Origin of the sequence: Coprococcus eutactus (assembly GCF_001404675.1) — a bacterium.
Lineage (GTDB): Bacteria > Bacillota > Clostridia > Lachnospirales > Lachnospiraceae > Coprococcus > Coprococcus aceti.
On the sequence record NZ_CYXU01000005.1, the window covers coordinates 50,270 to 73,162 of the forward strand.

Genomic DNA, 22,893 nt, shown 5'->3' on the forward strand with positions numbered 1-22,893 from the left:
TGTGGTAAGAAATATTGATCATGTGATAGGAGAGATTCTATGACGATACGGGAACAGCAGGAAAAAAGGGAGCACGAAGTGCTCAGCAGATATGCGGCGTTCAGTGATCAGTCCACAGGACGTGACAGACCGGAGGAGCAGTGCGACCTCAGAACGGTCTACCAGAGAGACAGGGACAGGATACTCCACTGCAAGGCGTTCAGGAGACTTAAGCATAAGACTCAGGTATTTCTGTCGCCGGGTGATGATCACTACAGGACCAGACTGACCCATACTCTGGAGGTGTCGCAGATAGCAAGGACGATAGCCAGATCACTCAGGCTCAACGAGGATCTGACGGAGGCGATAGCGCTGGGACATGACCTGGGACATACGCCATTTGGACATGTCGGTGAGCGGACACTTGCGGCCTGCGCGGGCAATAATTTCAGCCACAATGTTCAGAGCGTAAGGGTTGTGGAACGTCTTGAGAACCGTGGTGAGGGACTTAATCTAACCTGGGAGGTCCGGGACGGAATGCTAAACCATAAGACATCATGCACTCCGCATACGCTGGAGGGACAGTGTGTGAGACTGGCGGACAAGATAGCGTACGTCAATCATGATATAGATGATGCGATAAGGGGTAACATATTGAAGGAGGAGGATCTTCCGACCAATATCACCGACATTCTCGGGAAGAATACCCGCACCAGACTGAACTGTCTCATACATGATGTGATAAATACGAGTCAGGACAAGGATTATGTCGGTATGTCGGCGGAGATCGGGGATGCTCTGGGGAAGCTGAGAACATACATGTTCAGATATCTCTACACTAACCCGATAGCCAAGAGCGAGGAGCTCAAGGCCGACAAGATGCTGAGGATATTGTATGAATACTTCATTGAGGACGCCAGCAGGCTGACAAATGAATGTGTTGAGATGATATATATGGGAGAGGATCCCAAGACAGTCGTGTGCGACTACATAGCTGGTATGACAGACAATTATGCGATAGAGACATTTAAGAGTATATATATACCGAAGTCCTGGAAGGTCTGAGCATACCTGACAAACAGGAGGAATCGAATTGTATTATTCGGATGACGTGATAAATGAAGTCTTGTCAAGAAATGATATAGTGGATGTTATCGGAAGCTACGCAAGCCTTAAGAAGAAGGGCGCGAATTACGAGGCATGCTGTCCGTTCCACCATGAGAAGACTCCGTCATTTAAGGTCAACAGGGAAAAACAGATGTATCACTGCTTCGGTTGCGGAGTCGGTGGCAACGTGTTTACATTTGTCATGGAATATGAGAACCTCAATTTCCCGGAGGCGGTGGAGAGGCTTGCGGAGAGGGCTGGAGTACAGCTCCCTGAGAAGTCCATGAACGCCCAGGAGAGGTCGAGGGAGCAGTATAAGATAACGCTCAGGGAGATGAACAAGACTGCGGCTGCATATTTTCATTATATATTGAAGCACAGCCAGCATGGTGAGAAGGCTTATGAGTATTTTCACGAGACAAGAGGTCTCTCTGATGAGACGATAAATAAATTTGCGCTTGGATATTCAGATATATACAGGGATGATCTGTACAGGTATCTGAAGAGCAAGGGATATACAGATGATCAGATGAAGGGCTCGGGACTTGTTGAGATCAGCGAGAAGGAAGGCGGTGTGGACAAGTTCTGGAACAGAGCCATGATCCCGATACTGGATATAAACGGCAAGGTCATCGCATTTGGCGGACGAGTCATGGGCGATGGAAAACCGAAATATATAAATACCAGTGATACTGCGGTGTTCGACAAGAGCCATACGCTGTTTGCCATGAACATAGCAAGGCGGAGCAGGAGAAAAGGATTTATATGCTGTGAGGGATATATGGATGTCATCTCCATGCATCAGGCAGGATTTGACAATGCCGTGGCATCCCTTGGAACGGCATTTACATTTGGACATGCTGGGATAATAAAGAGATATGCCGATGAGGTTTATCTGGCGTACGACAGTGACGGCGCAGGCGTGGAGGCGACGAAGAAGGTCATAGCAATTCTCCGGGAGGTCGGAGTCGGCGCAAGGGTCATCAATATGAGACCGTACAAGGATCCCGATGAGTTCATACAGAACCTTGGAAGCGAGGCATTTGAGGAGAGGATAAAGAAAGCTGAGAGCGGAATGATGTTCCTTGCAAGGATATATTCTGAGGAATATGACCAGAGCGATCCGGGTGAGCTGACCAAGTTCCAGAACCAGATAGCGAGGGAACTGGCATATATTGAGGACGACCTGGAGAGAAATAATTATGTCGATGCCATAGCGAGGAAATATGTGATCGACAAGGATGCCCTTGCCGCGAAGGTACATGCCTACGGTGTTGCGGGCACGGCAAAGCCGGAGATAGTGGAGCGGGAGACCCGCAGACTCCAGGAACAGCAGGGCTATGAAGAGTTTCCGGGAGACCAGAGCGCGGGAGCTCCGGGAAGACCTGAGACAAAGGATAATAAGACCGCCAAGCTGCTGCTCACATGGCTTGTGAACCGGCCGGAGCTGTTTGCCAGACTTGACGGCGTGGTGAGTGAGGCGGACTTTGAGCCGGGAATATACCGGACCGTAGCGGACAAGCTGTACTCACAGTACAGGGAGAAGCACAAGGTTGAGCCCGCTGTGGTGGTGAACACATTCCAGGATGTGGAGGAACAGAGACTGGTGGCAGGCATGCTCCAGACAGATCTGGCGATAGACATGACCGAGGAGGAGGTTGGCAATGCCATAACCGAGGTCGTGAAAAAGATAAAGCTTGCCAGCATAAAAAAACAGCTTGAGAGCGAGAATGACATGATGAAGGTTCAGCAGCTCATCAAGGACAGGAAAAAGATAGAAAAGTTTAAAGTTATTTTATAAGAAATAAACAATACATTATGTGGAGGAAAGATATGAGTACAATGGATGCGATCAATTCAAATGAAGACAAGTATATGATCAAGGTGAGTGAGGACGATGCGATCAACGCAAAGTTCAACACAAAGCTTCAGGAATTGCTTGACATAGCTCACAGCAAGAAGAACGTTATAGAGGACACAGAGCTCATCAAGCATTTTAACGATCTCAAGGAGGTTGCCCTTGATCTGGATACCATGCAGAAGATCTTCAATTTCCTTGAAAAGAACGGTGTGGACATACTTCAGATAACAGATGACGATGAGGAGGAGCCAACACTTGACGAGGACGTGATCGCTGAGGGCGAGGATGTTGAGAAGATAGATTTCACAGATACAGGTGATATATCAAGCACAACACAGGATCCTGTCAAGATGTACCTGAAGGATATAGGAAAGGTGCCTCTGCTCAGCGCGGAGGAGGAGATAGAGCTTGCCAAGAGAATGGAGGCAGGCGATGAGATGGCAAAGAAGAAGCTTGCTGAGTCCAACCTCAGACTTGTTGTAAGTATAGCCAAGAGATATGTTGGACGTGGAATGTTATTCCTCGATCTAATACAGGAGGGTAACCTCGGTCTGCTCAAGGCCGTGGAGAAGTTTGATTACAGAAAGGGTTACAAGTTCTCAACATATGCGACATGGTGGATCAGACAGGCCATCACAAGGGCCATCGCAGATCAGGCGAGAACCATAAGAATCCCGGTTCATATGGTTGAGACCATCAACAAGGTTACCAGAGTGAGCAGAGATCTGCTTCAGAAGCTCGGCAGAGAGCCGCTTCCAGAGGAAGTCGGAGAGGTTATGGGACTTCCAAAGGAGAGAGTTCAGGAGATCATGAAGATCGCACAGGAGCCTGTATCACTGGAGACTCCTATCGGTGAGGAGGAGGACAGCCATCTTGGAGATTTCATACAGGATGAGAGTATCCCTACACCTGTTGAGGCGACAAACCAGACACTGCTGCACGAGCAGCTCGACGAGGTAGTCAGCACACTTACAGAGAGAGAGCAGAGAGTTATAAAGCTCAGATTTGGATGGGATGACGGAAGACCAAGAACCCTTGAGGAAGTCGGCAAGGAGTTCAATGTCACAAGAGAGCGTATCAGACAGATCGAGGCAAAGGCGCTCAGAAAGCTGAGACATCCTAACAGAAGCAGAAAGCTCAAGGATTTCCTGTATAACTAGCAGAGAGGACCGCGCGATCTGGCATGGATGGTGCGAGGATAATAATTATGAAAGATATAGAATTGTCACTTCGTATGAAGACTGTTGCCGACATGGTAAAGCCCGGCGGCAGAGTGTGTGATATTGGATGCGACCATGCATTTGTGTCCATATACCTTGTGGCAAATGGCATATCGGACCGGGTCATAGCATCAGATGTTAGAACCGGTCCGTGTGCTATAGCCAGGGATAATATAGCCAGATGGAATATGACAGACCGTATTGATCTGAGACTCGGAAACGGACTTGCAACTATCTCTCCGGGTGAGGTGGATTCCATCATAATAGCCGGCATGGGAGGAATCCTCATAACGGATATACTTGAAGCCGGCATGGATGTGGTACAGTCAGCCGGTCAGCTCGTGCTGCAGCCCCAGTCGGAGACAGAGCATTTGAGAAGATACATCGCAGAGAATGGCTGGAAGATCACAGAGGAAAAAATGCTGATAGATGCTGGCAAATACTACGTTGTACTGAACGTGGATGTGACAGCACAGGATTTTGGTAATAAGTCAGCCATGGATGAAGTATATTATAAATACGGATATTACCTCATACATAATCATGACAAGATCCTCGGAGAGTATCTGAGGGATAAGCTTGATTCGACCGGAAAAGTCCTTGATGGACTGAAGAAGGCGGATACGGTCAATGCCAGACGGCGTGCCGGTGAGCTCACACATGAAAAGGAATGCATGGAAGAGGCATTGAGACTTATATCGGATATGGAGTAGATATTTATATGGGTGATGAGCAGAGAAGTATAACATCATTAAAGACAACTGCAAAGGAGTGGGCGAGGAAAGTCGGTATCGATTCGATCGACAGGCTGAACGAGATGATCGATTCAGGAAAGGGACTGGAGCTCATACTGGTATGCGAGGCTATGCAGAGTAACTGCATGTATGAGATAGCCAGAAAAGTTTCCGAACAGAAGCGTAGGATAATACTGATATCCGGGCCGAGCTCGGCGGGCAAGACAACACTTTCCCACAGACTCAGTATCCAGCTTCGTGCCATGGGACTCAGACCACATGCGATAGCTGCGGATAACTATTTTGTGAACCGTGAAGACAATCCTAAGGATGAGAATGGCAACTATGATTTCGAGTGCCTGGAGGCCATGGATCTTGAAACACTTAATAGGGATATGACAAGGCTGTTGGACGGTGAAGAGATAGAGCTTCCGGTTTTCAACTTCAAGACCGGAGTGAGGGAATATCATGGGGACCTTCTCAAAATAGGTGAAAATGATGTTATCATCATGGAAGGAATCCATTCGCTTAACCCGAAGATGACATACGGACTGGCGGATGAAGACAAGTACAAGATATACATAAGTCCCCTTAATCAGTTGTACGTTGAAGGTGAGGACGGCGAGCCGGCAAAGGTTTCAACCATAGACAGCAGACTGCTCAGGAGAATAGTCAGAGACAGCAGGACCAGAGGGAACGATGTGGAGAAGACACTTTCCATGTGGAGCTCAGTCAGAAGGGGAGAGGAGAAATATATCTTCCCATATGAGAGCGAGGCTGATGAGATGTTTAACTCGGGACTGTTGTACGAATATACCGCCATACGGCGTGAGGCGAGACCATTGCTGCTCGGGGTAGATGAGACTTCAGAGCATTACCAGGATGCGGCGAGACTTCTGCGTCTGATAGATATGTTCCACGACATAGACACAGAATACATACCAGCAAATTCCATACTCAGAGAATTTATAGGTGGCGGATGCTTCAGGATATGATGAAGGTTTACACAAGGATAAAGAATAACCAACAATACAAAAATACGGCACAGAGGCAAAACAAATGTCTCCGTGCCGTATTTTTTGTTCAAAATATAAGAAAAATACTATGAAAGGGAATGAGTTGGACTGTAAGCCGGGTTATGTCGAGAGTGATCATCTATCTAGGATTTATGTTACCATAAAACTCAAGCAACCTACCTGAAATGCAGCGGGCAACTGTATCATTCCACAAGCTCCTTTGCAGAAGCTATATTTGGTCTTGCTTCGGATGGGGTTTACAGAGCCTGTCATGTTACCATGGCAGCGGTGAGCTCTTACCTCGCCTTTCCACCCTTACCATACGAATATGGCGGTATATTTCTGTTGCACTGGCCTGGGAGTCGCCTCCACCGGACGTTATCCGGCATCCTGCCCTGTGAAGCCCGGACTTTCCTCACCTGCAAAAATGCAGCCGCGATCACTTATCCAACTCATATAATCTTATAACAAATCACCGACAAAAAGTAAAGTGAAAATAATCAAAAAACAACGAATGTAGTTTTTAAAACTACTTAACACAGTTAAGAATGCTTGATGTGGATTGCGATTCATGATATAATCTATAGCAAAGACGAGCAGACTAATATATGACTTCAGGCATATGGCGCACACAGCGCTGGAAAGGACTAACAATGGAAGATGTATATTTAACTAATAGAGATTATGTGAAGATAAAGAATCTGAATCTGGTGAGCTACGGTGGCAATCAGAACTGGTCAAAGTCAAAGAAGATGCAGAAGGTCGGATGTGGTGTTATAGCCATGGCAGACCTCACGATGTATCTTGCTGAGCAGAATCCGAATATGATGACCGATGCCATCCGAAAGATCAACAAGCCAAAAGGCTTATACAACAAGCATGACTATCTTGAGTATGTGAGATTTTTCTATGTGCACTACGTGATACTTCTCATGCACAAGGGTATGCTGGGAATAACACTCAAGCATACGATGAACAGATATTTCATGCTGAACGACATAGGGCTCAAGGCAAAGTGGAAGATGATGCAGTCCGATGAATCGATGCTGAGAGATATAAGACATCTCATAAGAAAGAATAAGCCGGTCATACTGGCCATAGGACCTAACAGATACAATCCATTTGGCAAGAAGGGTATCAGCCTTTATGTGGACAAGGACGGTGAGCTGAAGAGCTCCATCAGGGAGAATGTCCACTCACATTATGTGACTGTTACAGGAGTGTGCACTATAAAAGGAAGAGAATATCTTGTTGTATCTTCATGGGGAAAGAAGTATTATATAGACTATAAGGAATACAGGAATTACGTGAATAACGTCGGTGACAAGTTCACGAGCGGGATATTATATATCCAGGGATTATTATAAGATTTTACACCAGGAGGACATTGTATGAACGCAGTAGAATGTATCAAGACCAGAAGAAGTGTGAGAAAGTTTACAGATGAGATGGTGAGTGTTGACACAGTCAGAGAGATTGTTGAGCTGGCGTCATATGCGCCATCATGGAAGAATACACAGGTTATCAGATATACACTTGTGGAGGATCCGGAGATCATCGCTAAGATAGCTGCAGAGGGCGTTATGGATTTCCCTCTCAACCAGAAGACAGTCAGCAGAGCGAAGCAGCTCATGATAGTCACCAAGAAGGACGGAATATGTGGCTATGAGAAGTCAGGAGAGTTCAGCACAAGCAAGGGCAGCGAGTGGGAGATGTTCGATGCCGGTATAGCAACCCAGACATTCTGTCTTGCCGCTCATGATAAGGGCGTTGGAACAGTCATACTCGGAATATTTGACGATGCAAAGGTAGGAGAGATAGTTGGTATTCCTGATGGACAGACCGTTGCCGCAGTTGTGGCTATGGGTTATCCTGCATTTGCACCGGAGATGCCGCCTAGAAAGTCAGTGGACGACCTTCTCACAGTGAAGTAGATCACAGAACGGTACAATTACATATAAAAAGAAATTGATGTAAGCTGCACTTTAGTATACACTAAGTGCAGCTTTTTTTAATAAGGAGGCAACATGACAGACAGGATTTCTTCAAAGGCTGATGTTCTTAAGAGCCTGTATGGAAAATTGAAGTATTCGAGAGTGGAAAAGCTGAAGATAGTAACCGGAGCTGAGCTTGATGCCGATCCATATGGACTTGCGGCGGAGATAGCAGAAGAATTTGCCGGAGGGTATATCGTGGTCAGAAGCTCGTCCTCAAATGAAGACGGACTCAACACTTCGAATGCCGGTCACTATGAGAGTATTCTGGGAGTGGACCCTTCAGACGGAGAGGCGGTAGTAAGGGCAGTCAGGGAAGTGCTGGATTCATATAAATGTGATCTGGACGATGTGTCCGGCGAACAGGTTCTCATACAGAGACAGATCACGAATATCAGCTGCAGCGGCGTTATATTTTCAAGGGAGATCAAGAAGGACAGGCCATATTATACGATAACCTACGATGATTCATCCACAGACGCGGTTACAAGCGGAAGGGGAGGAAAGACGGTATACATAATCAGGAATGTGGACTGTGATGAGCTGCCGGCGAACTGGGCTGCGCTCATCAGATCCATGCGTGAGCTGGAGGAGATGCACCCTGAATATCCACTGGATGTGGAGTTCGCAATAGATGAGGACAATACAGTCACGATATTTCAGATGAGACCTCTTGCAGCCAGCATCAATGGTGTTCACTCCGATGTCGATGACGAAGAGGTGTTCAGGACTGTTTTGGAGGCTGAGGATACATACAGGGAGATCAGCAGCCTGGTTGGGGACAGGAACACCATATTGTCGGATATGGCATTCTGGAATCCTGCGGAGATCATAGGTGAAAATCCCCATCCGCTTGACTATTCCCTGTACAGGGAGATCATCACGTCTGCGGCATGGAATCAGGGACTCAGCTACATTGGTTACAGAGAGGTGGATGGAGACCTCATGTATAAGCTTGGCAACAAGCCGTACATATCTCTTAAGAAGTCGTTCCTGGGGCTGATGCCGGATGAACTGGATGACAGGCTGGAGGCGAAGCTTCTGAAGTATTACGATAAAAAGCTTATAGATGATCCGACCGCCCATGACAAGATAGAATTTGAGATAGCATTTTCCGAATATGACTTCTCGACGGAGGACAAGCTGGGGACACTGACGGAAGCCGGGTTCACCAGGGAGGAGATTGCGGACCTCTCGGATTCGCTGTTCAATCTGACAAACAATGCGATATGCAATTTCAATAGAAACAGGATGAAGGATCTCAGGGCTCTTAACGGCCTTCGTGTCCACCGTGAGAATACGAGAAGCAACTGGCTTATGGCGCACAATGATGTGGTAACGCTGATACAGTATTTTGTACAGCTCATAGAGAGCATAAAGCATTACGGAACCCCGAAATTTGCGCGACAGGCGAGACTGGCATTCATATCGAAGGCGATTAGCAGATCCCTTGTGTACAGAGGATATTTTACGGACAAAGAGATAGACGATTTTATGATGTCGATATATACTGTTGCGTCGGAGTACGATTCTGACTTTCAGGATCTGGTGGACGGCAGGATAACAAGAGGTACATTTGATGAAAAATATGGACATCTGCGTTCAGGCACATACGACATAACCTGCGAGACATACGCCCAGCGCGAGTTCGACCTGTCCAAGGGAAGCGCTGCTGCGAGAAAGCAGAGGCAGACCATAGAGGAGCTTAAGCATAATCCTCTGGATTCGGTTAAGCTCATGGAGGCACTTGAGGATATAGGCTTTTATGTGGACCTCAGGGAATTTCTGGATTTCCTCAAGGATTCCATGGAGGAGAGGGAATTCTTCAAGTTCGAGTTCACCAAGACATTAAGCCTTGCCATAGACATACTTATAGATATAGGCGATAAACTTGGCATAAGCAAGGAAGACATGGCATATCTTGAGGTGCCGGATATTCAGCTTATGGTGAACAGACCTGCGGAATTCACAGGCGATATATGGAGAAAGATCATAGATCAGAACAAAAAGAAATTCCAGAGGGCGTCCATGCTTATACTGCCGGATGTCATATATGATCCGTTGCAGTTAAAATGCATAGAGATATGGGAGGCCAGACCTAACTTCATAACATCTGAATGCGTCACGGGTGACATTCTCCTGCTTGAAAATTATGAGAATGAGGATCACGAGGATGTGGCTGACGTTCAGGATAAGATAGTAGTTCTCCCGAAGGCGGATCCGGGATACGACTGGATATTTGCAAAGGGGATAAAAGGATTTATAACGAAATACGGCGGAGTTGCATCCCACATGGCGATAAGGTGTGCGGAGTTCAACATCCCGGCGGCAATAGGCTGCGGAGACTGCATATACAGTTTCGTGGAAAAACAGCAGACGGTGACGCTCGACTGTGCACACGGTAAGATAACAAAGGGGGTATAGGTTTTATGTTACATGCACTTATAACACAGCGGGAAGGACACAATATGTATGGAAAATATACGGACGTTCTCGAGGCTGCTTATGTGGAGTTCTATGAGAGCCTTGGAATAAGACTCAGACCGGTATCCAACTTTACAAAAAACTTTGATGAGATAGTGGATGAACAGTTTGATCTCCTGATAGTGACAGGGGGCGGAACGCTCCATCCGAGACATTATGTGGAGCCGCACAATGCAGAGCTGCAGCCGCACCGTGATGCGCTAGAGGAGCAGCTCATAATGTACTGCGTCCAGAATGAGATCCCAGTGATAGGCGTGTGCAGGGGAATGCAGCACATAAATGCGCTGTTTGGCGGTAAGATAAGTTATTCCGCGCGCTTTAAGGTGCCAAGACCCAGAGGCACAGACCACATGGCAAGGATAGTCAAGACGGACAGATATATCAAGGTAAACAACTTCCACAGCGACTGTGTCTATCTGGAAAATCTGTCGACGATGTTCTATCCGATAGTGGTCGATGAGGAGAATGAATCTGTCGAGGCATTTGTATCACCGACGATGAGCATACTTGCCTTCCAGTGGCATCCTGAGCGTATATTTGAGAGCGAGGAAGGACGGCTTTTTACAAGACATCTTATACAGGATTTCCTTGGGCTTCCGAGAGATGATGTGAAACCGGCGATAGATTAACGTTGAAATGCCATATGAAAGATGCTAAAATAAACTAGCGTATACTTATGAGATAGAAAAGTTGCGATGGAGGCACTATTATGGAGAACGGAAAAGCTAAACAGCTTTTAGATAGAATACAGGATATAGTTGGAGATGGACAGAACGTTCCATTTGCAGCAGGTAAGGTACTGGTCAACAAGGAAGAGGTTCTTGAGATCGTTGAGGAGCTCAAGACTACTATAGATCTGGAACTCAAGGCATATCATGAGATCACAGACAAGAGAAGCAAGATCATCAAGGAGGCAGAGCAGGAGGCCGATGAGATCATCGCAGAGGCCGAGGAGACCGCATCCAGGATCAGGCTTACAAAGCCAAGCCCGCTCTTTGTGGACCGCAATGTCAAGAGCCTTGGCAAGCAGGACAGGCAGGCGCTCAGAACGGCCAACGAGATATATGCGGCATCTATCATTTATACAAATGAGATGCTGATGGAGATCAACGAGACCGTGAACCAGGCATATAATATGATAAGCATGGAGAGCGACAGAGTCCTTGATTCTCTGAGAAAGAAATCTGAGATCATTGAGAACAACAAGAAGGAGCTCATGGAAGGTCTCATGGATATGAAGAAGCAGGAGCGCTATGCCGATATACTGGAGATCAGCCAGCTTCTGGCGAATGAGCTGTATTATGAGAAGAACAAAGCCAAGGATGAGGAGCACAAGGATAAGAACGGTGAGCCGGAGATGGTTCAGTGGGAGTTCGATTTTGAAGATAAGAAGGATCCTGAACCGATCCGAGTGAAGGCATCCAGGGAACCGGTCAAGAGTGTCCAGAGGGAGACTGACGATGCGGATTCTTCGATACATGTCATAAAAGACAGTGATCATGACGATAAGATGAGACGCTTTGGAGACAGAACACCGGTGAGACTTGAGGAGTCGATAACGGATGCGAGTGCCAAGGGAAGCGACTCAGACAAGAACGGCAGACCTGATTTCAGAATAGGCGGACGTATATCCGATGCCTATGATGACGTGGATGACGGAGTCGTATAAAAGTTTCGTGCAACATGCAGGGGACGCGCTAGTTTTGAATATTAAAGCCTGATAAGTTGGCGGCTGATACTTTACAGGGGGTAACGTGTCGAATAGCACATTATATGATGCAGCAACACAGCATGCATGGCATTGCGCCGGAGCATGGGAGATCATATAATGGTGGTGTCGTCGACAGGAGGCAACATTTAATATTATATACAAATAAATCAACCTAAAACGCGGAGGTAAAAAGTTATGGGAATTTTAAAGAGATTTAAGGACATTATGTCATCAAACATCAATGCACTTCTTGACAAGGCAGAGGATCCTGAGAAGATGATAGATCAGTACCTCAGAGACCTTCAGGAGGATCTCAGAAAGGTTAAGTCAGAGACTGCAACTGTTATGGCAGAGGAGCAGAGATGCAAGAGACAGCTTGATGAGTGTGACGCAGAGATCGCAAAGATGCAGACATATGCAGAGAAGGCACTTGTAGCAGGCAACGAGGGCGATGCAATGAAGTTCCTCGAGAAGAAGAACCAGCTCACGCAGAAGCAGGTAGCTCTTCAGCAGGCATATGATGCAGCAGCAGCTAACGCAGCCAAGATGAGACAGATGCATGACAAGCTCACAAAGGATGTCAGCGATCTCAATGCAAGAAAAGAGACTATCAAGGCAAAGGTTCAGGTTGCTAAGACTCAGGAGCGTATGAACAAGATGATGAGCGGTATCGGCGATTCATCAGCTTCACTTGATGCATTTTCAAGAATGGAAGCAAAGGCAGACGCTATGCTTGACAAGGCAAATGCAATGAGCGAGCTCAATTCATCAAGCGCAGATTCAATAGATGATCTTGCAAGCAAGTATGATGCAGCTCCAAATGCAGACGTTCAGGATGAGCTTGCAGCACTTAAGGCAAAGATGGGATTATAATATTCCAAACATATTGCAGAACAGAGAGGAGTGCACTACATGGGTTTATTTTCAAATCAGTTTGCTAATGTTGTAGAATGGGAAGAGTACAGAGATGACGTCATCTTCTGGAAGTGGACAAATAGAGAGATCAAGAAGGATTCAAAGCTTATAATCAAACCGGGACAGGATGCTATATTCCTTTATAACGGAGCGGTTGAAGGTATATTTACCGAGTCTGGAAACTACACTATTGATTCACAGATCATACCATTCCTTTCAACATTGAAGGGATTTAAGTTCGGATTCAATTCAGGACTTCGCGCAGAGGTTCTGTTTGTGAATACAAAAGAGTTTACATGTAACTGGGGAACCAGTTCACCGATCAGACTTCAGGCACCGGGACTTCCGGGCGGACTTCCTGTGAGATCAAATGGTAAATTCTCATTCAAGATAGACGATTATAATGTTCTAATAGAGAAGGTTGCAGGTATAAAGCAGCAGTTCACAGTCGATGACATAAGAGACAGGATAAGGGGTATCCTGGACGGACTGCTGATGAAGTGGATCACAAAGGTTGGCGGAGACGTATTCAATCTTATGGCCAATTCCGTTGATATAGCTAAGGGTATCAAGGAAGATCTGGACATGGAACTCCTGGGAATCGGACTTACGATAACTGATTTCAGAATAAGCGAGTTTACATATCCTGAGAATATACAGAAGCGTGCTGATCAGGCTGCTGAGTATTCTATGATAGGGGATATGAACAGATTCCAGCAGGTGAATATGGTTGATTCCATGGCAAGGGGTGGCCGTACAGGAACAGCCGGAAGCAATGCAACGGATATGGCAAATGCCATGGTAGGAATGCAGATGGGAATGGCTATGGCAGGTCAGATGGCCGGAGCTATGAACCAGATGAACAATGCAGCAACACAGACAGCAGGAACCGGAACAGCTCCAAAGTTCTGTCCTAACTGTGGACAGCCAACTAACGGTGCGAAGTTCTGTGGCAACTGTGGAACGAAGCTGATCTAAAGACAAATACATTATAATTGAATAATGATATTTTCAAATAAACGCTGTTATGATATACTAGGCAGATGGAATAAAACATATGTTTGGTATATATAACGGCGTTTTTTACGTCACAGGATACAGGAGGAATTATGGCAGGACTTAACGATATGCAGGAACAGGCCTGTGAGCATGTGGATGGGCCACTGCTCATACTTGCGGGAGCAGGAAGCGGAAAGACCAGGGTTATCACACACAGGGTAGCCTATCTCATGGAGCACGAAGGAGTTAATCCTCTGAACATATTGGCGATCACATTCACCAACAAGGCGGCCCGTGAGATGCGGGAGAGAGTTGATCTGATAGTTGGGGACGGAGCTGACAGGGTATGGGTCAGCACATTTCATTCGCTGTGTGTGAGGATACTCAGAAGATATGCTGATAAGATCGGCTATGGCAAGAACTTTGATATATATGATTCGGATGACCAGAAGAGTACGGTGAAGAGTATACTCAAGGATTTTCAGATAGACCCGAAGAGGTATCCCGAGAAGATGTTCATGGCGGAGATATCCAAGGCCAAGGAGAAGTATCTGTCACCTGACGAATTCGCAAAAAAGAATGCTGCAGACTATGCAGGAACAAAGGCTGCAGAGGTGTACACTGAGTATCAGAGTCGTCTTAAGAAGAACAATGCGATGGACTTTGACGATCTTATTTACAAGACGGTGGAGCTGTTCGAGCACAATCCTGATGTCCTTGATACATATCAGAATAGATTCAGATATATCATGGTTGACGAGTATCAGGATACTAATCACATACAGTTCCTGTTGGTCAAGATGCTTGCGAGAAAATACAGGAACCTGTGTGTGGTGGGAGACGATGATCAGTCCATATACAAGTTCAGAGGAGCGAATATAACCAATATCCTGAACTTTGAGAAGGAATATGAGGATGCGAAGGTTATCAAGCTGGAACAGAACTATAGATCCTGTGGCAATATACTTGCCGCAGCAAATGCAGTCATACAGCACAATGCAGGCCGTAAGGATAAGGCTCTGTGGACGGATAAGGATGCCGGTGAGAAGATCTCGTTTGAGCAGTGCGATTCGGAATATGCAGAGGGAGATATGGTGGCGAGCCGTATCAAGACTCTTGTCAGACAGGGAGTGGACTACAGGGATATAGCTATCCTCTACAGGACGAATGCACAGTCCCGTGTGCTCGGAGAGAAGATGGTGTATGCGAACATACCATACAGAGTATATGGCGGCACAAACTTCTATGCCCGAAAGGAGATCAAGGATGTTCTGGCATATCTCAAGGTCATCAACAATTCCACTGACAACCTGTACTTCAGGAGAGTGGTAAATGTTCCGAAGAGAGGTATAGGCGAGGCGAGTCTCAGCAAGGTTGAGTCATTTGCGGATGCGTATGGATTGTCGATGATGGATGCTGCGGCGAGAGCTGACGAGATACCGGGAATGGCTGCCAAGACCTCGGCCAAGATCAGGCAGTTTGCGGAGCTTATCACATCATTCAGGGATATGCTGGCGGATGGTGAGAGCCTTGACTCGGTGTACGACAGGATCCTTGAGGATACGGGTTATGAGTCAGAGCTCATAGCAGAGCACACAGAGGAGGCCATGACTAGACTTGAGAATATCGATGAACTCCGCAACAAGGTGGTGGAATTCACAGAGGATAATGAGGAGGCAGGGCTCAGCGAGTTCCTGGAGGAGATTGCGCTTGTGTCTGACCTCGATGCCATGTCGGAGGATGACAATCAGGTCAAGCTGATGACTCTCCACAGTGCCAAGGGTCTGGAGTTCCCATACGTATTTATATGCGGAATGGAGGACAGAATATTTCCTAGTGGAATGGCACTCAACTCAGATGATCCCGATGCTCTTGAGGAGGAGAGACGTCTGTGTTACGTGGGTATAACCAGAGCCATGAAAAAGCTGTACCTGAGTGCGGCGAAGGAACGAATGATGCATGGTAACAGGGTGTACAGCGATGTGTCCAGATTCATAAGAGAGATCCCGCCTATGCTGTTTGAGCATGAAGCTGATATGAAGAATATGGCAAAGCGAAGAGAGTCGGAGTCTGTCGACAGATATAACAGAGGTGAAGGACGCAGAGATGCGTATGGAAGTTCATATGGTGATACATATGCCGGCTATGGCGGTGGAAGAACCGCTGGAGCAGCCTCAGGCAGAAGCTATGGACAGAAGAATCCATACAGCAGCTATGCAAAACAGCAGTCATACGGGCAGCCGTCTTCCCAGCCTTCGTTCGGCAAAGCCTTTGTGGTAAACAGTGTTGGCAAGCCTGATTATGCTGTTGGAGACAGAGTCAGACATATTAAGTTTGGTCCGGGTACTGTGGAGACTTTGGAGAAGGGCGATAAGGATTACGAGGTTACAGTGAATTTCGACAGATGCGGTGTCAGGAAGATGTTTGCTTCGTTTGCAAAGCTCAAAAAATGCGAGTAGTCAATTAAACCGCATGTTAGATTTATTTATAAAATACATATAGAAATAATCAAAACCGTATGCTATAATTTTGGTATGTGTTGGGAGATAATAACTGTATGTTTCTTCTCTCAAATCAATATAATATAATGAAACCCGTTACAGGGTTAAGAAAGGGTGGAATGTAACGATGAAGAGTAGTGACGTAATCTTAGTTAAAGGCGATGCAACAGAAGAGAAGGCAAAGAGCACATTATTTGTGATCTTGGTTATCATTGGTGCCGTTGCTGCTATTGCAGGTATTGCATATGCAGTATATTCATATCTTACACCAGACTTCCTTGATGATTTTGATGATGACTTCGACGATGATTTCGACGATGACTTCTTCGATGATGAGGAAGATACAGATGAGGCAGAGCCAGCAGCAGAAGCAGCCGAGGCGGCAGACGCTGAGTAATTCGTACTGTATTATATAGAAGAATATGGTAGTATAAAGATACGCTCTATCCATTGAGGATAGAGCGTATTTTTTTGTCATCTACTAAAAAAATGGAAGATAGGACGAAACGTCATGATAAAAGGTATAAAAAATGCGGATAACAGGAATCGAACCTGCACCCCGAAGGACTAGATCCTAAGTCTAGCGCGTCTGCCAGTTCCGCCATATCCGCTTAATTCTTCATAAAATAAAAATAGCCCCTCATATCAGAAGGGAAATAGTGAGCCATCGGGGACTCGAACCCCGGACAACTTGATTAAAAGTCAAGTGCTCTACCGCCTGAGCTAATGGCCCATAAGTCTGGACTTTAATAACTGGGCTAGCTGGATTCGAACCAGCGAATGCAGGAGTCAAAGTCCTGTGCCTTACCGCTTGGCGATAACCCAATAGCATCGCTAATATGTGCGATAAAGAAAAAGGGTGGATAGAGGGACTCGAACCCTCGGCCTCCAGAGCCACAATCTGGCGCGCTAGCCAACTGCGCCATACCCACCATAGGCTTATAAAATAATTGCTATTTTATAAAAATATATCTTAGCCTGCTAACAGTAGTAGTAGCTAAGATACAAAAATGTGCCCGAAGGGATTCGAACCCCCGACCCACGGCTTAGAAGGCCGTTGCTCTATCCAGCTGAGCTACGGACACGTACCAATTCCCGCTATATGTATATGTTAGCGAAAATAAAGAGCGGGTGATGGGAATCGAACCCACGTATCTAGCTTGGAAGGCTAGTGTTCTACCATTGAACTACACCCGCATAATGCTTAACAGTGTTTTGGATTATAAGTCGGGGTGACAGGATTCGAACCTGCGACCTCTTGATCCCAAATCAAGCGCTCTAGCCAAGCTGAGCCACACCCCGTTAGTCCTTTGCGACCAACGCAAAACCTATTATACACAAGTCGGTAATGTTTGTCAACAACTTTTTTGATTTTTTTTTGAAAATCAGTTGCTGATGTGTTATATTGAATCAGACGTTATCGCCTATTCATCAAACCGACTTTTGCATTATATGCATTATAGGAGCGAAAGTCAATAGGTATTTTGAAAAAAATTGAAAATTGTGAGGATGTGTAGTAATGGATAATTTTATATTCAGCATAAATGCAACGATACCGATATTTCTGGTGATACTTCTGGGATGGTTTCTGATGAAGATACATATTATAACAGAAGAGTTCGCCAACGTGGCGAATAAATATGTGTTCAAGGTAGCCCTTCCGGTTCTGCTGTTCAGGGATATTGCGACGACCTCCATATTGGACGACCTCAATGTAAAGTTTGTTCTGTTCTGCTTCTTTGGAACGATCATAATGTTTGGGCTGGTATGGGTGTTTGCACTGATATACTGTAAGGACAGAACCATGATCGGTGCATTTGTGCAGGGGGGAGCAAGAGGAAGTGCTGCGGTTCTCGGCGTTGCATTTGTGGAGAATATCTGTGGCAACTCGGGCATGGCGCCTCTCATGATAGTGTCAGCGGTGCCGATGTACAATATTATATCTGTAATAGCTCTGACATTTGGCGGAAACGACAGACAGAGGGGAACAGCGGGTATCAAGAAAGCGTTCGTCAATATATTGAAGAATCCGATCATCATAGGAATATTGCTTGGAGTCCCGTTCTCTGTATTTGACATACCGATACCAGCCATACCGACAAGAACTATCAGTTATATAGCACAGACGGCGACTCCTATAGCGCTCATAGCCATAGGTGCTGGATTTGACTCACAGCAGGCATTGACCAGGCTCAAGCCGTCACTTGTGGCAACGGTCATAAAGCTTGTGATTCTTCCTGTCATATTCCTTCCGGTTGCCATTGGTATGGGCTTTGGGCCGAGTGAGATTGTTGCTATACTTATAATGGTTGGAGCACCGGCTACGGTGTCGGGATACATCATGGCGAAGAATATGGACAATGATTATGTGCTGTCATCGAATATTATCGTTTTATCCACATTATTATCGTCAGTGACGTTGACTCTGTGGGTGTTTGTGTTAAAATGTTTGGGAGTAATCTAATTTTATTATACAGAGGTTTAACTAATGGATAACATTGACTACAAGATACTGAGATGCCTGAAGGACAATGCGAGACTTACAGCATCGGCCATCAGTGAGGAGATCAATCTCTCTGTCTCGGCCGTGATAGAGAGAATAAGGAAGATGGAGAGCAGCGGGGTAATAAAGGGATATACCATTGAGGTTGACCAGAAAAAGCTGGGCAATGAGATGGTAGCCATCATGGAAGTGAGACTGAAACATCCGAAATATTATGATGAATTTGCACAGCTTATACAGACAAATGACAGCATAGTCGCATGCTTCTATATGACAGGAGATTTTGACTTTATATTGAAGATAGTGACTGATTCCGCTGCAGGTCTGGACGAGGTGTATAGATTTGTGAAGGGATATGAGGGTGTGTCAGCAACTGAAACGCACTTTGTTCTCAAGACGCTCAAGGACGAAGTATCAGTTATACCGGAGGTAAAAGAGAAATGAACAACATAGTACTTACAGGCATGCCGGGAGCGGGCAAGAGCACTATAGGGGTTCTTCTGGCAAAGGTTCTCGGTTATAAGTTCATCGATGCAGATATTCTCATACAGAACAGTCAGGGAATGCTGCTCAGGGAGATCATAGCAAAGTATGGCGATGATGGGTTTTTAAAGATAGAGAATGATGTGAACAAGGGTATCACAGACCAACATGCAGTCATAGCCACAGGTGGAAGCGCTGTGTACTGTACTGAGGCCATGAAGAAATACATGGCGGAGGATACAGTTATATATATCAATCTTCCATATGAGGAGATAGCGAACAGACTTGGCAATATCAAGAGAAGAGGCGTGGTGCTGAAGGATGGACAGACTCTGAAAGATTTGTATAATGAGAGGACAAAGCTTTATGAGAAGTACTGTCATATCAATATCAAAGCGGAAGGCCTTGGAATTGAGGAATTGCTGGACAGCGTTGCGGGCATGATAATTGTCAGAAGAGATCTGTAATACGTCATATGCCACATGATAGAGATAGAAAAGCTGCTTATATAGCTGAGGTGAAAATGTAGCATATATACAATGGAGGGAATGTATGGAGATATTAAAAATGTTAGGTCAGATACTGCTTCTTGTGCTTGGATTTGTGTTTATGATAAAGGGAGCGGATGTATTTGTAGATGGTGCGTCTAAAATAGCTGTCAAATGCAACATACCAGAGATGGTAGTTGGATTAACAATAGTTGCCATGGGCACTAGTGCTCCAGAAGCAGCTGTCAGCATAAAGGCGGCACTTTCGCCTGCGGGAGCCGGGATCACTGTTGGAAATGTGCTTGGAAGCAACATTATTAACATACTTGTCATCCTTGGAGTGACAGCACTCATAGCAGCACTTCCTATAAAGAAAAATACACTTAGGATAGATATACCATTTGTTATCGTGGCGTCGATCATGATACTCTGCATGGGATATTTTGATGGTGTGCTCAGCAGACTTGAGGGTGTGATATTCTATGTAGTGTTTATTGGATTTTTGGTATATCTGATCATCAGCGCGAAGAATGGCAACAGCGAGAGTGATTCTATAGAACTCACGGAGAAGGATAAGACTCCGAGACTTATACTGTTTATAATCATAGGATTAGCGCTGGTCGTGGTCGGAAGTAATTTCACTGTAAATGCGGCATCATATATAGCTGGAAAGCTCGGTATGACAGAGAGACTCATAGGTCTTACAATAGTGGCATTTGGCACATCTCTTCCTGAGCTTGTGACATCATGCACAGCGGCAAAAAAGGGGCAGACAGATATTGCCATAGGCAACATAGTTGGAAGCAATATATTCAATATACTTTTCGTTGCCGGAACTACAATGCTCATAACCCCAGTGCAGTTTGAGCAGAACTTCCTGTTGGATGGCATCATGGCAATAGTGGCTGCTGTTCTCCTCTGGGTGTGCAGCGTCAGAAAGAAGAAGCTCACCAGGCCGGGCGGAATAGTGATGCTGGCTGTGTATGCGGTATATTTTGCTTATATTATGTACAAGAATTATATGTAGCAGATATCAAATGAATGGGGTATAGTCATTTATGTGATGATTATGAACCGGAAGAGTTGGTGTGTATAACAAGTCACGATGACAAGGATTATTACAGTATGGATGATTTTTATGATTTAGATGAACTTGATTAGATCTCAATAAAAAATACAGCGTGTAGCGATTGCCGCACGCTGTATTTTTTGTGGATATTTCTTGACTATGGTATGGGTATAACTTATAATCAGACATAGCAATTTAAACCGCAAAACTTTAAAGTTGACACGCTTTGACGTGATAAAGCAAACCGCGGATAAAAAATGTATTGGGAGGATACTATGGTAATCAAAGTTATTATGCTTGTTGTTTTCTTTGCGATCATGCTTGGAGTTGGATTTTACTCGAGAAAACACACAAAGGATGTGAATGGATTTGTTCTTGGGGGCAGAAGCGTTGGCCCGTGGCTCACAGCATTTGCCTATGGAACATCTTACTTCTCAGCGGTTATATTCATTGGATATGCCGGACAGTTTGGATGGAAGTACGGAATTGCTTCCACATGGATAGGAATTGGGAATGCGCTGCTTGGCTCACTGGTGGCATGGGTAGTTCTCGGAAGAAGAACAAGACTGCTCACACAGGAGCTTGACACGAGAACTATGCCGGAGTTCTTCGAGAAGAGATACTCCAGCAAGTCATTGAAGCTTTTCTCGTCGATCATCATCTTCATCTTCCTCATTCCATATACAGCGTCACTGTACAACGGACTTTCAAGACTGTTCGGAATGGCGTTCAATGTTGACTATAAGATATGCGTAATCGTCATGGCTGCCCTTACAGGTATATATGTAATCGTTGGTGGATACATGGCGACTGCTATCAACGATTTCATCCAGGGACTCATCATGCTGGTGGGAATCGTGGCAGTCATATATGCGGTACTCAACAACTACGGCGGACTCACAGGAGCACTTGACAGCCTGGCAAGGATAAATGATCCTGCAGTGTCAGATACACCGGGTGTATTTGCATCATTCCTGGGACCTGACGTATTCAATCTGTTCTGTGTTGTCGTGCTGACATCCCTTGGAACATGGGGACTTCCACAGATGGTACAGAAGTTCTATGCCATCAAGGATGAGAGATCCATCAAGACAGGTACAGTTGTGTCGACACTTTTTGCTACGATAGTTGCCGGAGGATGTTATTTCCTCGGCGGATTTGGAAGACTCACAGGTACAGATGTTGCGACAGAGGGATTTGATGCTATCATTCCACATCTGCTTGAGAAGCTTCCTGCAGCCCTTATGGGCCTAGTGGTCATACTTGTGCTCTCAGCATCTATGTCCACACTCTCATCTCTGGTTCTTACATCAAGCTCAACGCTTACAATAGACTTTATAAAGCCAGTCATTGCGCCTAAGATGGATGAGAAGAAGCAGATACTTATCATGAGGATCATGCTTGTCATGTTCGTTGCCGTATCGGCTGTCATAGCCATCGTGCAGTACTCAAGCAGGATAACGTTCATAGCACAGCTTATGGGTGTTTCATGGGGGGCTATAGCAGGTGCGTTCCTTGCTCCATTTTTATATGGCTTATACTGGAAGAAGACTACAGTTACGGCTTGCTGGACATGCTTTATATGGGGAACAGGAATCATGACGCTGAACTTTATAAGCAATACATGGGGATTGTTCAAGTTCCCGGCAGTGATGCAGTCACCTATCAACTGCGGTGCAGTTGCAATGGTGGGCGGTCTCATCATAGTTCCTATTGTGAGCCTGTTCACAAAGAAGCCTGACCAGAAGAAGGTCGAGGATGCCTTCTCATGCTACGAGGAGACGGTTACAGTAGCCCACAGAAAGGCACTTGACTAACATAGATATTAC

The 22,893-nt window shown here is 45.7% G+C and carries 19 protein-coding genes, 7 tRNA genes and 1 other RNA gene; 19 read left to right on the forward strand and 8 right to left on the reverse strand.

Annotation, left to right across the window (positions count from 1 at the left end; all coding sequences use genetic code 11):
• Positions 1-39 precede the first annotated feature (39 nt).
• Genes ARA78_RS10205 through ARA78_RS10225 form a run of 5 tightly spaced genes read left to right on the forward strand, consistent with a single transcriptional unit; the run spans position 40 to position 5,896 of the window.
• On the forward strand, positions 40-1,044 hold the full coding sequence (locus tag ARA78_RS10205) for a deoxyguanosinetriphosphate triphosphohydrolase (RefSeq protein ID WP_022216126.1): 1,005 nt from the start codon (positions 40-42) through the stop codon (positions 1,042-1,044).
• 28 nt (positions 1,045-1,072) lie between these two features.
• Complete coding sequence (gene dnaG, locus ARA78_RS10210; protein WP_022216125.1) at positions 1,073-2,887, forward strand: DNA primase; 1,815 nt, start codon at positions 1,073-1,075, stop codon at positions 2,885-2,887.
• Positions 2,888-2,919: 32 nt separating this feature from the next.
• Positions 2,920-4,107: an RNA polymerase sigma factor RpoD gene (gene rpoD, locus ARA78_RS10215; RefSeq protein ID WP_022216124.1), complete on the forward strand. Its 1,188-nt coding sequence runs from the start codon at positions 2,920-2,922 to the stop codon at positions 4,105-4,107.
• Positions 4,108-4,154: 47 nt separating this feature from the next.
• Complete coding sequence (locus ARA78_RS10220) at positions 4,155-4,880, forward strand: tRNA (adenine(22)-N(1))-methyltransferase (protein ID WP_015533962.1); 726 nt, start codon at positions 4,155-4,157, stop codon at positions 4,878-4,880.
• 8 nt (positions 4,881-4,888) lie between these two features.
• A complete protein-coding gene (locus ARA78_RS10225; RefSeq protein ID WP_015533961.1) occupies positions 4,889-5,896 on the forward strand; it encodes a uridine kinase family protein in 1,008 nt (335 codons plus the stop codon).
• A gap of 116 nt (positions 5,897-6,012) precedes the next feature.
• On the opposite strand, the gene rnpB is transcribed toward ARA78_RS10225, so the two are convergent.
• An RNA gene (gene rnpB, locus ARA78_RS10990) (RNase P RNA component class A) lies at positions 6,013-6,372 on the reverse strand.
• Positions 6,373-6,570: 198 nt separating this feature from the next.
• On the opposite strand from rnpB, the gene ARA78_RS10230 reads away from it, so the two are divergent.
• The 9 genes from ARA78_RS10230 to ARA78_RS10270 all read left to right on the forward strand — a co-directional run bounded on the left by ARA78_RS10230 (position 6,571) and on the right by ARA78_RS10270 (position 16,918).
• A complete protein-coding gene (locus ARA78_RS10230) occupies positions 6,571-7,284 on the forward strand; it encodes a hypothetical protein (RefSeq protein WP_055147001.1) in 714 nt (237 codons plus the stop codon).
• 24 nt (positions 7,285-7,308) lie between these two features.
• A complete protein-coding gene (locus ARA78_RS10235; RefSeq protein ID WP_015533958.1) occupies positions 7,309-7,851 on the forward strand; it encodes a nitroreductase family protein in 543 nt (180 codons plus the stop codon).
• 93 nt (positions 7,852-7,944) lie between these two features.
• Positions 7,945-10,335 (forward strand): PEP-utilizing enzyme, encoded by a 2,391-nt coding sequence (locus ARA78_RS10240; protein ID WP_055280485.1) that lies wholly within the window; start codon positions 7,945-7,947, stop codon positions 10,333-10,335.
• A gap of 5 nt (positions 10,336-10,340) precedes the next feature.
• Positions 10,341-11,024: a gamma-glutamyl-gamma-aminobutyrate hydrolase family protein gene (locus ARA78_RS10245; protein ID WP_015533956.1), complete on the forward strand. Its 684-nt coding sequence runs from the start codon at positions 10,341-10,343 to the stop codon at positions 11,022-11,024.
• 80 nt (positions 11,025-11,104) lie between these two features.
• The gene (locus tag ARA78_RS10250) at positions 11,105-12,064 is read left to right on the forward strand and encodes a hypothetical protein (RefSeq protein ID WP_055280486.1); all 960 of its coding nucleotides are present in this window, start codon (positions 11,105-11,107) and stop codon (positions 12,062-12,064) included.
• A gap of 237 nt (positions 12,065-12,301) precedes the next feature.
• The gene (locus ARA78_RS10255) at positions 12,302-12,979 is read left to right on the forward strand and encodes a PspA/IM30 family protein (protein ID WP_015533954.1); all 678 of its coding nucleotides are present in this window, start codon (positions 12,302-12,304) and stop codon (positions 12,977-12,979) included.
• Between the two features lie 39 nt (positions 12,980-13,018).
• On the forward strand, positions 13,019-13,999 hold the full coding sequence (locus tag ARA78_RS10260; protein ID WP_055223264.1) for an SPFH domain-containing protein: 981 nt from the start codon (positions 13,019-13,021) through the stop codon (positions 13,997-13,999).
• 131 nt (positions 14,000-14,130) lie between these two features.
• Entirely contained in the window at positions 14,131-16,479 is a 2,349-nt protein-coding gene (gene pcrA, locus ARA78_RS10265; protein WP_055280487.1) for a DNA helicase PcrA, read from the forward strand.
• 169 nt (positions 16,480-16,648) lie between these two features.
• Positions 16,649-16,918, forward strand: coding sequence for a hypothetical protein (locus ARA78_RS10270; protein WP_015533951.1), 270 nt, complete (start codon positions 16,649-16,651; stop codon positions 16,916-16,918).
• Positions 16,919-17,052: 134 nt separating this feature from the next.
• Here ARA78_RS10270 and ARA78_RS10275 read toward each other — a convergent pair.
• From ARA78_RS10275 to ARA78_RS10305, 7 genes are all read right to left on the reverse strand, one after another.
• Positions 17,053-17,132 (reverse strand) — tRNA-Leu (locus ARA78_RS10275).
• A 49-nt stretch (positions 17,133-17,181) separates the two neighbouring features.
• A tRNA-Lys gene (locus ARA78_RS10280) sits at positions 17,182-17,254 on the reverse strand.
• A 20-nt stretch (positions 17,255-17,274) separates the two neighbouring features.
• Positions 17,275-17,346: transfer RNA gene (locus ARA78_RS10285), tRNA-Gln, on the reverse strand.
• A 33-nt stretch (positions 17,347-17,379) separates the two neighbouring features.
• Positions 17,380-17,453, reverse strand: a tRNA-His gene (locus tag ARA78_RS10290).
• A gap of 79 nt (positions 17,454-17,532) precedes the next feature.
• Positions 17,533-17,606 (reverse strand) — tRNA-Arg (locus ARA78_RS10295).
• A 41-nt stretch (positions 17,607-17,647) separates the two neighbouring features.
• Positions 17,648-17,718: transfer RNA gene (locus tag ARA78_RS10300), tRNA-Gly, on the reverse strand.
• 30 nt (positions 17,719-17,748) lie between these two features.
• Positions 17,749-17,823, reverse strand: a tRNA-Pro gene (locus ARA78_RS10305).
• A gap of 217 nt (positions 17,824-18,040) precedes the next feature.
• Between ARA78_RS10305 and ARA78_RS10310 the strand changes: the two genes are divergently transcribed.
• From ARA78_RS10310 to ARA78_RS10330, 5 genes are all read left to right on the forward strand, one after another.
• Positions 18,041-18,985, forward strand: coding sequence for an AEC family transporter (locus ARA78_RS10310; protein WP_022215932.1), 945 nt, complete (start codon positions 18,041-18,043; stop codon positions 18,983-18,985).
• Between the two features lie 24 nt (positions 18,986-19,009).
• Positions 19,010-19,468: an Lrp/AsnC family transcriptional regulator gene (locus tag ARA78_RS10315; RefSeq protein WP_022215931.1), complete on the forward strand. Its 459-nt coding sequence runs from the start codon at positions 19,010-19,012 to the stop codon at positions 19,466-19,468.
• Positions 19,465-19,974 carry a shikimate kinase gene (locus ARA78_RS10320; protein ID WP_055146992.1) on the forward strand — a complete coding sequence of 170 codons (510 nt, stop codon included), beginning with the start codon at positions 19,465-19,467 and terminating at the stop codon, positions 19,972-19,974. The genes ARA78_RS10315 and ARA78_RS10320 overlap by 4 nt, the downstream gene beginning before the upstream one ends.
• 85 nt (positions 19,975-20,059) lie before the next feature.
• Positions 20,060-21,022 (forward strand): calcium/sodium antiporter, encoded by a 963-nt coding sequence (locus tag ARA78_RS10325; RefSeq protein WP_015533950.1) that lies wholly within the window; start codon positions 20,060-20,062, stop codon positions 21,020-21,022.
• A gap of 317 nt (positions 21,023-21,339) precedes the next feature.
• Entirely contained in the window at positions 21,340-22,881 is a 1,542-nt protein-coding gene (locus ARA78_RS10330) for a sodium:solute symporter family protein (protein WP_055280488.1), read from the forward strand.
• Positions 22,882-22,893: the final 12 nt, after the last annotated feature.

Bases quoted from the DNA above. Each gene is read 5' to 3' on its own strand.
- ARA78_RS10330 (WP_055280488.1), top strand. From the start codon at position 21,340: ATGGTAATCAAAGTTATTATGCTTGTTGTTTTCTTTGCGATCATGCTT.
- ARA78_RS10225 (WP_015533961.1), top strand. From the start codon at position 4,889: ATGGGTGATGAGCAGAGAAGTATAACATCATTAAAGACAACTGCAAAG.
- ARA78_RS10230 (WP_055147001.1), top strand. From the start codon at position 6,571: ATGGAAGATGTATATTTAACTAATAGAGATTATGTGAAGATAAAGAAT.
- ARA78_RS10255 (WP_015533954.1), top strand. From the start codon at position 12,302: ATGGGAATTTTAAAGAGATTTAAGGACATTATGTCATCAAACATCAAT.
- ARA78_RS10240 (WP_055280485.1), top strand. From the start codon at position 7,945: ATGACAGACAGGATTTCTTCAAAGGCTGATGTTCTTAAGAGCCTGTAT.
- ARA78_RS10310 (WP_022215932.1), top strand. From the start codon at position 18,041: ATGGATAATTTTATATTCAGCATAAATGCAACGATACCGATATTTCTG.
- ARA78_RS10220 (WP_015533962.1), top strand. From the start codon at position 4,155: ATGAAAGATATAGAATTGTCACTTCGTATGAAGACTGTTGCCGACATG.
- ARA78_RS10235 (WP_015533958.1), top strand. From the start codon at position 7,309: ATGAACGCAGTAGAATGTATCAAGACCAGAAGAAGTGTGAGAAAGTTT.
- ARA78_RS10250 (WP_055280486.1), top strand. From the start codon at position 11,105: ATGGAGAACGGAAAAGCTAAACAGCTTTTAGATAGAATACAGGATATA.
- ARA78_RS10325 (WP_015533950.1), top strand. From the start codon at position 20,060: ATGGAGATATTAAAAATGTTAGGTCAGATACTGCTTCTTGTGCTTGGA.
- pcrA (WP_055280487.1), top strand. From the start codon at position 14,131: ATGGCAGGACTTAACGATATGCAGGAACAGGCCTGTGAGCATGTGGAT.
- rpoD (WP_022216124.1), top strand. From the start codon at position 2,920: ATGAGTACAATGGATGCGATCAATTCAAATGAAGACAAGTATATGATC.
- ARA78_RS10315 (WP_022215931.1), top strand. From the start codon at position 19,010: ATGGATAACATTGACTACAAGATACTGAGATGCCTGAAGGACAATGCG.
- ARA78_RS10320 (WP_055146992.1), top strand. From the start codon at position 19,465: ATGAACAACATAGTACTTACAGGCATGCCGGGAGCGGGCAAGAGCACT.
- ARA78_RS10260 (WP_055223264.1), top strand. From the start codon at position 13,019: ATGGGTTTATTTTCAAATCAGTTTGCTAATGTTGTAGAATGGGAAGAG.
- ARA78_RS10270 (WP_015533951.1), top strand. From the start codon at position 16,649: ATGAAGAGTAGTGACGTAATCTTAGTTAAAGGCGATGCAACAGAAGAG.
- ARA78_RS10245 (WP_015533956.1), top strand. From the start codon at position 10,341: ATGTTACATGCACTTATAACACAGCGGGAAGGACACAATATGTATGGA.
- ARA78_RS10205 (WP_022216126.1), top strand. From the start codon at position 40: ATGACGATACGGGAACAGCAGGAAAAAAGGGAGCACGAAGTGCTCAGC.